Raw genomic sequence first — 8,808 nt, forward strand, 5'->3', positions numbered from 1 at the left:
GTCCTGGCGGTCGGCCTGCCGGCTGGGAACCTGCTGACGGCTGCACACCTCGCGGCTGGCGGGCTCGCCGCGACGCTCCCACCCGGCCGGGTCGCCGTCCCCGTGGCGCTGCCCGGAGTCGCGGTCACGGCCGCTCAGCGAGTGGACGTGCTGACGGCGACCCCCGACGGTGGCGGGGTCCGGCTCGCGACGAGCGCGCGGGTCCTCAGCGTCGACGGCGACACGGTGTGGGTCGAGGTCGAGCGCGAGGAGGCCGCCGCCGTGGCCGGCGCGGGAGCGTTCGGACAGCTCACGGTCGCGGTGTTACCCGCCGGCGGATGACCTCGTACCAGGTCGACGCGATCACCAGCCCAGCGCCGGCGCCGCACGCGACCGCCGGGCATCGACCGCATCAGCCTCCGCATGTGTCTCCGCGCGCGGTCAGTACGCTCCCGCGGGCCTCCCCGGAACCTCTCCACGTGAAAGGACCCCTCCTTGCTCCGCGCCGTCGTCCTGGGAGTGGTCCAGGGCCTGACCGAGTTCCTCCCGGTGTCGTCGTCGGGGCACCTGGTGGTCGTCCCGTACCTGCTGGGGTGGGGCCAGCCGCAGCTCGCGTTCGACGTCGCGCTGCACGTCGGGACCCTGGTCGCAGTGGTCGGGTACTTCGCGGCGGATCTGTGGTACCTGGCGACCCGGGCGGTCGGGATCGGGGTGGTGGAAGCCGGCGAGGGGCCCCGAGCGCGCCGCACCATCGTGCTGTTGGGGGTCGGGTCGGTCCCGGCCGCGGCGGTCGGTGTGACGATGGAGGGCCACATCGAGGGCGTCTTCGGTCAGCCGCTGGCGGTCGCGGGGTTCTTCTTGGTCACCGCCGCGCTGCTGTACGCCGCCGAGGTCGCGCGCCGCCGGCGAGCGCGTCAGCGCATCCCCTCCGGGGTCCAGGACGACGACGACATCCCAGCGTCGCTGGATCCCGGACGCGACGAGACCACGGTGGGGGTCGTGGACGCCGTGGTGATCGGCGTGGCCCAGGCGGCCGCCCTGCTGCCCGGGATCTCGCGGTCGGGCTCGACGATCGCGGCCGGGATGTTCCGCGGCCTGACCCGTGAAGCGGCGGCGCGGTTCTCGTTCCTGCTGAGCATCCCGGCGGTCGCCGGTGCGGCGATCGTGGAGGTCCCCACGCTCGTCGCGGGGGAGATCGGCGACTTCTCGCCCGCGCAGGTCGTGGTGGGGGCGCTCGCCGCCGCCGCTTCCGGTTACTGGGCGATCCGCTACCTGCTGCGGCTGGTGACCACCGATGATCTGATCGGCTTCAGCCGCTACCTCGTGCTCCTCGCGGTGGTCGTCGCGGCCGGCTATCTGGCGTTGGGGCCCGCCAGCCGGCTGTGACGACGGGGCGCCGTCGACCGTGAGCGCCAGTGGGGTCTCGGGACACGCCAGCCACCCTGTGACGGCGGTGCCTGTCGACGTGAGCGCGCCGATCGTCGCGACACCGGTCAGCGCTCCGTGGCGCCGGGGCGCTCGTCGACCGTGATCGCCCACCGCTCGTGGTCACGCCACCCCCCGGCGATGTACAGGTACCGCGGGGAGAAGCCCTCGTAGCGGAACGCGCACCGGGCCACGAGCCGCTTGGAGGAGATGTTGCCGGGTTGGATGTTGGCCTCGACCCGGTGCAGCGACAACTCATCGAAGACGCGGTCCAGGACCAGCCGCAGCCCCTCGCTCATGTAGCCCTGGCCGGCGAACGGCGCGAAGGCGTAGAAGCCGACGTAGGTGCTGCGCGACGTGCCGTGGACGATCTGGCTGAGGTTGAACACGCCCGCGATCGCCCCGCTGTCGCGCAGGCACACCAGGTTGCAGTCGGTGTCGTCTGCTTCGGCACGCATCAGGTACGTGTCGAACTCCCGGGCGGTGACCGGGGCGGTGACCCACGGGTGGTGCAGGTCGCGGCTGGCGCGCGCCAAGTCGACGAACTCGTCGCGGTCGTCGGCACGCGGCCGGCGGAGCGTCACCCGTGCCATCAGCGACCGCTGACCGCCATCTCGCTGACCAGGACGGTCGATCCGCCCAGCGCCCCGCCGAACGGGAAGAACCGCAGGTCGCTCCCGACCGCGGTGATCGACCGGAGCACCTCCACGATGGTGGACGCGACGGTGGCCTCCCGGAACGGTTCGGCGAGCTCCCCGCCGCGCACCGCCAGGCCGGTCACCCCCACCGAGAAGTCGCCGCTGATCGGGTTGGCACCCGAGTGCAGCCCGACGACCTCCTGGACGTACACCCCGTCCCCGGCGTCGGCCAGGATCCGCGACGGCTCCGCGTCGCCCGGTGACAGGTAGAGGTTGGTCGGCGCCACCCCCGGAGAGCTCTTGAAGCTGCCGCGTGAGGCGTTCCCGGTCGACCGCGTCGGCTCGCCGGACCGGTGCGCGGTCCACGTGTTGTGCAGGTAGGACCGCAGCACCCCCTGGTCGATCACCACGGTGGTCTGGTGGGGCACCCCTTCGCTGTCCCACGGGGCGGTGGCGGGCCCATCCGGTCGCACCCCGTCGTCGACCAGCGTCAGCGCCTCACCGGCCACGGGATCGCCGAGCCGATCGGCGAACAGGGACCGGCCCTTCAACACCGCCTCCGCCGACAGCGCCCGGGCCAGAACCCCCAGGAACGCCGCGGTCGCGTGAGGATCGAACACCACCGCAGCTTTGCGGCTCGTCGGCTTGGTCGCGCCCAGCAGCCGCACCGCCCGCTCGGCGCCTTCCCGGCCGGCACCCTCCACATCGAGCTCGCCAGGGGAACGTCCGATCGTGACGCCCATGCCCGTCTGTGTCTCGTCGTCGTGGGAAGCCAGCGGCAGAACGAACGCCCACGCCTCGGTCCGCGCTGCGGTGCGCTGCAGACCACGCGTCGACAGCAGCGCCACCTCGACGTAGGCGTCGCCGTACTTGGCCATGTCAACGCCGCGCACACGCGGGTCGGCGTCGGTGGCGGTCCGTTCGAGGTCGAGCGCCAGCTGGATCTTGTGATCGACGGGAACCTCCAGGAAGCCCGGCCGGGCCAGGTCTCCCACGTCCGGCGGTGTCTGGGGGTCGGGCAGGACGTTGGCCTCGTCGGGGGTGGCGACCGCCGCGTTGGTGCGCGCCTCGTCGAGTGCCGCGGCGAGGGCCTCATCGGTGACCATGGCGGTCGATGCGTACCCTTGGCGACCGTCGACGATCACCCGGACGCCCACCCCCCGCGTCTCCGCGGACGACAGCGCGTCCACCTCACCGCGGAGCGCTTCGACCTCGGTCTCAACCTTGCGCAGGGCGAACGCCTCGACCTCCTCCGCGCCGCTGGCCCGTTCCACCACGCGGCGAGCGAGGTCGGCCAGTTCCGCCCCGCTCATGCTGTCCCCCCCACCGTGATGCGAGCGATGCGCAAGGTGGGTGTCCCGAACGCCACCGGCACACCCTGACCGTCCTTGCCGCAGATGCCCTGACGCTGGGCGAAGTCGGTCCCGACCGCGTCGATCCGCCGCAGCGTCTCGGGTCCGTTCCCGACCAGGTTGGCTCCGCGGACGGCGTAGCGGATCTCACCCCCCTCGACCAGGTACGCCTCGGTCATGCCGAACACGAAGTCGCCGGTCGCCGGGTTGACCTGGCCACCACCGAGCCCCTTGCACAGCACCCCGCGGTCGATGCTGGCGATCAGCTCGTCGGGGTCAGCGTCGCCCGACACGATGTACGAGTTCGTCATCCGTGGGATCGGCAGGTGGGCGTAGGACTGGCGGCGGCCGTTCCCGGTGACGGGCAGGTCGAGCTTGCGGGAACTGCGGTGGTCGCTGAGGTAGTCGACCAGGGTGCCTTGGTCGAACAGGATGGTGCGTTGCGCCGGGGTGCCCTCGTCGTCGAACGCGTACGACCCCCACCCGTTCTGGACGGTGGCGTCATCGACCCCCGACAGCAGATCGCTCCCGATCTTCTCGCCGCGGCGGCCGGCGTAGACGCTGGCCTCCTTGGCGACGATGTCGGCCTCGAGCCCGTGCCCGCACGCCTCGTGGAACAAGACCCCGCCGTCGCCACGCCACAGCACCACCGGCATCTCGCCACTGGGGGCAGGACGGCTATCGAGCATCGCGACCGCCTGTCGGGCCGCAGCTCGCGCGACGTCCTCGGGGCGGTGACTGTCGAACATCTCGTGTCCGGCGCTGGCACCCGGCCCCTCGAACCCGGTCTGGATCACGCCGTCGCGGGCAGCCACCACCTGTGTGGCCAAACGCGTCCGGGTGCGGTGATCGTCGACCAGACGCCCCTCGCTGTTGGCGATCAGCACGTCGGCGGCGCCGTCCAGGTAGGTCACGATCACCTGCCTGACGTCACCCGAGACGTCGCGGGCCGCCTCGTCGGCCCGAACCGCCAAGGCGACCAGGTCCTGCTTGTCGGCCTCGAACGGGTCGATGCGGACCGGATGGTCGACGCGGCGGTCGGGCCGGGTCAGATCGTCCACGCGGCGGGCGACCTCACCCTGCGCACCCGCCGCCGCCACCTGCGCCGCTTCCAGCAGCGACGCGCGGTCGAGCACGTTGGTGTAGGCGTACGCGGTCCGGCCGCCGCGGATGACCCGGATGCCGGCCCCCAGGTCCAGCGACGAGGTGAGCTCCTCGACCCGCTGATCCTCCAGCCGCAGTGCCCGTCCCCGCTTGTGCTCGGCGTACAGCTCGGCGAAATCCCCGCCCCGCGACAGCCCCGCCGTCAGCACCTCCCGGATCAGCACCTCATCGAGGCGTTCAGCGAGCAGATCCACGGGCATCTCCGACGGTGGCGTCGCTCGAGTGTAGGCAGCGGTCGTTGGGATCCCGGCTGCCCCAGCCCGGTCGAAGAGCGATCGCCGCGGCGGTCACCGGACGTCGCTTGCAGGCGGCCGTTCAGGCCTCGCGGCGGGCGGAGTGGCTTGTAGGAGGCCGTTCAGCCCTCGCGGCGGCGGAGTGGCTTGTAGGTGATGCGGTGCGGCTGGTCGGCGTCAGCGCCCAGCCGCCGTCGGCGGTCCTGCGCATAGTCGCTGTAGCCGCCCGGGTACCACACGGCCTGGCTGTCGCCCTCGAAGGCGAGGATGTGGGTGGCCACCCGGTCGAGGAACCACCGGTCGTGGCTGATGATCATCGCGCATCCCGCGAAGGCCAACAACGCCTCTTCCAGCGCACGCAACGTGTCCACGTCCAGATCGTTGATCGGCTCGTCGAGGAGGATCAGGTTCCCGCCGCTGCGCAGCAGCTTGGCCATGTGGATGCGGTTGCGTTCCCCGCCGGAGCACTTGCCGACCTTCTTCTGCTGGTCCGCCCCGCGGAAGTTGAACGTCGCCACGTACGACCGGGCGTTGAGCTCTCGCCCCCCGACGTCGAGCAGCTCCTGACCGCCCGAGATCTCCTCGAACACCGTCCGGTCGGGGTCGAGGGCGTCACGGTGCTGGTCGACGTACGCCAGCTGCACCGTCTCACCAACCCGGATCTCGCCGGCGTCGGGCTTGTCGTCCCCGACGATCATCTCGAACAAGGTCGTCTTCCCGGCCCCGTTGGGACCGATCACCCCGACGATCCCTCCCGGTGGAAGCGAGAACGTGAGGTCCTCGATCAGCAGCCGGTCGCCGTACCCCTTCCAGACGTGGTCCGCCTCGACCACGACCTCACCCAGGCGGGGACCGTCGGGGATCACGATCTCGGCGGTCCCCACCCGCTCGGACGGCGACTGCGCCAGCAGGCTCTCGTAGGCCTGGATGCGGGCCTTGCTCTTGGCCTGCCGCGCCTTGGGTGACTGGCGCACCCACTCGAGCTCACGGGCCAGCGTCTGCTGGCGGGCCGACTCGTGCTTCTCCTCCTGAGCCAACCGTTGGCGCTTCTGGTCGAGCCATCCCGAGTAGTTGCCGCGGTACGGGAAGCCCTTGCCCCGGTCGAGCTCCAGGATCCACCCGGCGACGTTGTCGAGGAAGTAGCGATCGTGGGTGACTGCCACGACCGTCCCCGGGTAGTCCTGCAGGTGTCGCTCGAGCCATGCGACGCTCTCCGCGTCGAGGTGGTTGGTGGGCTCGTCGAGGAGCAGCAGGTCCGGCTTGGACAGCAGCAGACGACACAGCGCCACGCGCCGGCGCTCGCCACCCGACAGGGTGGACACGTCGGTGTCGCCGGGTGGGACCCGCAGCGCGTCCATCGCGATCTCGAGCGTGCGATCCAGGTCCCAGGCGCCGGCCGCGTCGATGGCGTCTTGGACCTCGGCGAACTCGTCGTAGACCCGCTGCATCTCGCCGTCGTCGAGGGGTTCGGCCATCCGGGCGCTGAGCGCCTGGAAGCGTTCCACCAGCGCGGCGGCGTCGGCCACACCGTCCAGGATGTTGCCGCGGACGTCCTTGCCGGGATCGAGGCGGGGTTCCTGGGAGAGGAAACCGACCGTGTAGCCGTTGGCGAGCCACGCCTCGCCCTCGAAGTCGGTGTCCTGCCCGGCCATGATCCTCAGCAGGGTCGACTTGCCGGCACCGTTGGGGCCGATCACGCCGATCTTCGCGCCCGGCAGGAACGACAGCCAGATGTCGTCGAGGACCGCCCGGCCAGGCGGGACTACCTTCGACAGCCCCTTCATCACGTAGATGTACTCGGCCAACGTCAGCCCAAGGGTCGGGGACTGGGAGAGATCGCGGTGAGGGTACCGACGCTGCTTGGTGACGCCGGCGCGGGCCGCGGTCGTCGCGTCGAAGGCGTGTGCGGCGGCGGGTACCGTCCCGCCATGTCCCCCGTCGCCGCCGGTCTGCTGGTGTTCGTCGCGTCCGGTTCGGTGTTGGTCCTCGAGATCCTCGCCGGCCGGCTCCTCGCCCCGTACGTCGGGGTGACGCTGGAGACCTACACCGCGATCATCGGGACGGTCCTGGCGGGGATCTCGCTGGGTAGCTGGCTCGGGGGACGCGCAGCCGACCGCATCGACCCACGACTACTCCTCGGCCCGCTGGTCGTTGCTGGCGGGATCCTGGGTCTGATCGCCCCGACCGCGATCGCGGTGCTCGGCCAGAGCGCCGAGGTGCGCGGCGGCGGCCCCGTCGGCGTGGTCGCGCTGGCGCTCATCGGGTTCTTCGCGCCGGCAGCGGTGCTCAGCGCGGTCACCCCCACGGTGGTGAAGCTGCAGCTCGACGACCTCAGCGACACCGGAACCGTGGTGGGGCGGCTGGCCGCGCTCGGCACCGCCGGCGCGATCGTCGGCACGTTCGTGACGGGGTTCCTGCTGATCGCCCAGCTGCCCAGCCGTGCGATCGTGCTGTCGGTCGGCGGGGGGCTGGTCGCGGTCGGTGTGGTGGTGTGGGTCGCGCTCCGCCCCGACCGCGTCCACGTGGCCGGGTTGGTGGCGCTCGCCGGGCTGGCCGCCGCCTCGACGGCGGCGACGCTGGGAACCTGCGAGTACGAGAGCCCCTACTTCTGCGCGCGCGTCGTCGCCGAGCCGGACGACCCGTCGCGGCGGCTGCTGCTGCTGGACACCGTCCGCCACAGCTTCGTCGACGTCGACGACCCCACCCACCTGGAGTTCACCTACAGCCAGACCTTGAGCGACGTGGTCGCGGCGATCGCCCCGCCGGGGGAGCCGATCGACGCCCTGCACGTGGGCGGGGGCGGTTTCACCATGCCGCGGTACCTGGCGGCGACCCGGCCGGGGTCGACCAACGTCGTGCTGGAACTCGACGCGGTCCTGGTTCGCGTCGCTCACGAGCAGCTGGGTTTGGAACCACAGCCCGGGCTGGATATCCGGGTGGGTGACGCTCGGGTGACGCTTCCGCAGCTACCGGAGGACGCGTTCGACCTGGTGATCGGTGACGCGTTCGGTGGTCTGACCGTCCCGTGGCACCTGACCACCCGGGAGTTCCTCGAGCAGATCGCCGCGCGGCTGAGGCCTGGAGGGGTGTACGCCATGAACCTCATCGACTACCCGCCGAACGCGTTCGCTCGTGCCGAGGTCGCGACGATGCGGCAGGTGTTCGATCACGTGGCCGTGCTGGCCCCTCCCGCGCGGTTGCGTCACGACGACGGCGGGAACTTCATCGTGGTCGGCTCCGACGCACCGATCCCGGTCGACGCGATCCTGGCTCGGAACACCCGCCGGGGCGACGACGAAGCCGCCGTGACCGGTGATGCGGTCGACCGGTTCGTGGGCGACGCGCCGGTGCTCACCGACGCGTACGCGCCGGTCGATCAGCTGATGAACCCGAGGCGGCGGTGAGCGCCCCCGATCAGGCGCTTGAGCCGCTGCTGCGCTGGCATGAGGAGACGGCGGCGGCCCGGATCCCCCACAGCGCCCGCGACTACGTCCCCGAGCTGTTCACCGAGCTCCGTGAGGCCGCCGAGGCTGGCACATCCGCCGATGAGGTGGCGCGCCGCCTGCGGGGCGCTTCCGGGCCCGACCGTCGCGCCCGGGCGCTTCGGATCCTGGAGCGGGTGGGGGCCGTCGACCGTGGGCTGACCGCCTTCGAGGAGACCCAACGCCGCATCGCCACGCTAGGAGGTGGCGGTCGGTGAACGAGGACCGTCCTCGCGGGCCGGGTCGCCGTACGCCTCGGCGTTGAGGAATATGCGGTGGGTGACGACCGCCCGATCGTGCGCCTCGTCCCCCTCGGGCCCGGCCTTGCGGGCGTCGAGCTCCGCGAGCTCCGGGGCGCGCCCGTAGAGGATGAGGGTGTCACCGGACAGGATCGGTGTGTCGCCGCGGGGCACGCCGATGTAGCTTCCGTCGCTGCGGGTCACGCCGAGCACGATGATCCCCTCGTCGGTGAGGCGACGGTCCATCAGCTGGTCGGTGATGATCCAGTCGTCGTCGCCGACGGTCATCTCGGTGA

The 8,808-nt window shown here is 71.6% G+C and carries 9 protein-coding genes; 4 read left to right on the forward strand and 5 right to left on the reverse strand.

Annotated features, from left to right (window positions below):
* Both M3N57_13100 and M3N57_13105 read left to right on the forward strand, forming a co-directional pair.
* The coding region (locus M3N57_13100; GenBank protein ID MDP9023607.1) for a hypothetical protein at positions 1 to 321 on the forward strand (321 nt) is incomplete at its 5' end.
* A 153-nt stretch (positions 322 to 474) separates the two neighbouring features.
* Positions 475 to 1,365: an undecaprenyl-diphosphate phosphatase gene (locus M3N57_13105; GenBank protein ID MDP9023608.1), complete on the forward strand. Its 891-nt coding sequence runs from the start codon at positions 475 to 477 to the stop codon at positions 1,363 to 1,365.
* A 107-nt stretch (positions 1,366 to 1,472) separates the two neighbouring features.
* Here M3N57_13105 and M3N57_13110 read toward each other — a convergent pair whose 3' ends face one another.
* From M3N57_13110 to ettA, 4 genes are all read right to left on the reverse strand, one after another.
* Complete coding sequence (locus tag M3N57_13110; GenBank protein MDP9023609.1) at positions 1,473 to 1,997, reverse strand: GNAT family N-acetyltransferase; 525 nt, start codon at positions 1,995 to 1,997, stop codon at positions 1,473 to 1,475.
* A complete protein-coding gene (locus M3N57_13115) occupies positions 1,997 to 3,355 on the reverse strand; it encodes a TldD/PmbA family protein (GenBank protein ID MDP9023610.1) in 1,359 nt (452 codons plus the stop codon). The genes M3N57_13110 and M3N57_13115 overlap by 1 nt, the downstream gene beginning before the upstream one ends.
* Positions 3,352 to 4,758 carry a TldD/PmbA family protein gene (locus M3N57_13120; protein MDP9023611.1) on the reverse strand — a complete coding sequence of 469 codons (1,407 nt, stop codon included), beginning with the start codon at positions 4,756 to 4,758 and terminating at the stop codon, positions 3,352 to 3,354. The genes M3N57_13115 and M3N57_13120 overlap by 4 nt, the downstream gene beginning before the upstream one ends.
* A gap of 155 nt (positions 4,759 to 4,913) precedes the next feature.
* Positions 4,914 to 6,602 carry an energy-dependent translational throttle protein EttA gene (ettA, locus tag M3N57_13125; GenBank protein ID MDP9023612.1) on the reverse strand — a complete coding sequence of 563 codons (1,689 nt, stop codon included), beginning with the start codon at positions 6,600 to 6,602 and terminating at the stop codon, positions 4,914 to 4,916.
* A gap of 117 nt (positions 6,603 to 6,719) precedes the next feature.
* Between ettA and M3N57_13130 the strand changes: the two genes are divergently transcribed.
* Both M3N57_13130 and M3N57_13135 read left to right on the forward strand, forming a co-directional pair.
* Positions 6,720 to 8,195 carry a fused MFS/spermidine synthase gene (locus M3N57_13130; protein ID MDP9023613.1) on the forward strand — a complete coding sequence of 492 codons (1,476 nt, stop codon included), beginning with the start codon at positions 6,720 to 6,722 and terminating at the stop codon, positions 8,193 to 8,195.
* On the forward strand, positions 8,192 to 8,491 hold the full coding sequence (locus tag M3N57_13135) for a hypothetical protein (protein MDP9023614.1): 300 nt from the start codon (positions 8,192 to 8,194) through the stop codon (positions 8,489 to 8,491). Before M3N57_13130 ends, M3N57_13135 begins: the two co-directional genes overlap by 4 nt.
* Here the strand turns inward: M3N57_13135 and M3N57_13140 are convergent.
* A partial coding sequence (locus M3N57_13140) for a hypothetical protein (protein MDP9023615.1) occupies positions 8,471 to 8,808 on the reverse strand: 338 nt, incomplete at its 5' end. The genes M3N57_13135 and M3N57_13140 overlap by 21 nt on opposite strands.

The organism is Actinomycetota bacterium (genome assembly GCA_030776725.1).
GTDB lineage: Bacteria > Actinomycetota > Nitriliruptoria > Nitriliruptorales > JAHWKO01 > JAHWKW01.

Coding starts and splice junctions, on each gene's coding strand:
- M3N57_13115 (MDP9023610.1), bottom strand. CDS start 3,355: ATGAGCGGGGCGGAACTGGCCGACCTCGCTCGCCGCGTGGTGGAACGG.
- M3N57_13120 (MDP9023611.1), bottom strand. CDS start 4,758: ATGCCCGTGGATCTGCTCGCTGAACGCCTCGATGAGGTGCTGATCCGG.
- M3N57_13110 (MDP9023609.1), bottom strand. CDS start 1,997: ATGGCACGGGTGACGCTCCGCCGGCCGCGTGCCGACGACCGCGACGAG.
- M3N57_13130 (MDP9023613.1), top strand. CDS start 6,720: ATGTCCCCCGTCGCCGCCGGTCTGCTGGTGTTCGTCGCGTCCGGTTCG.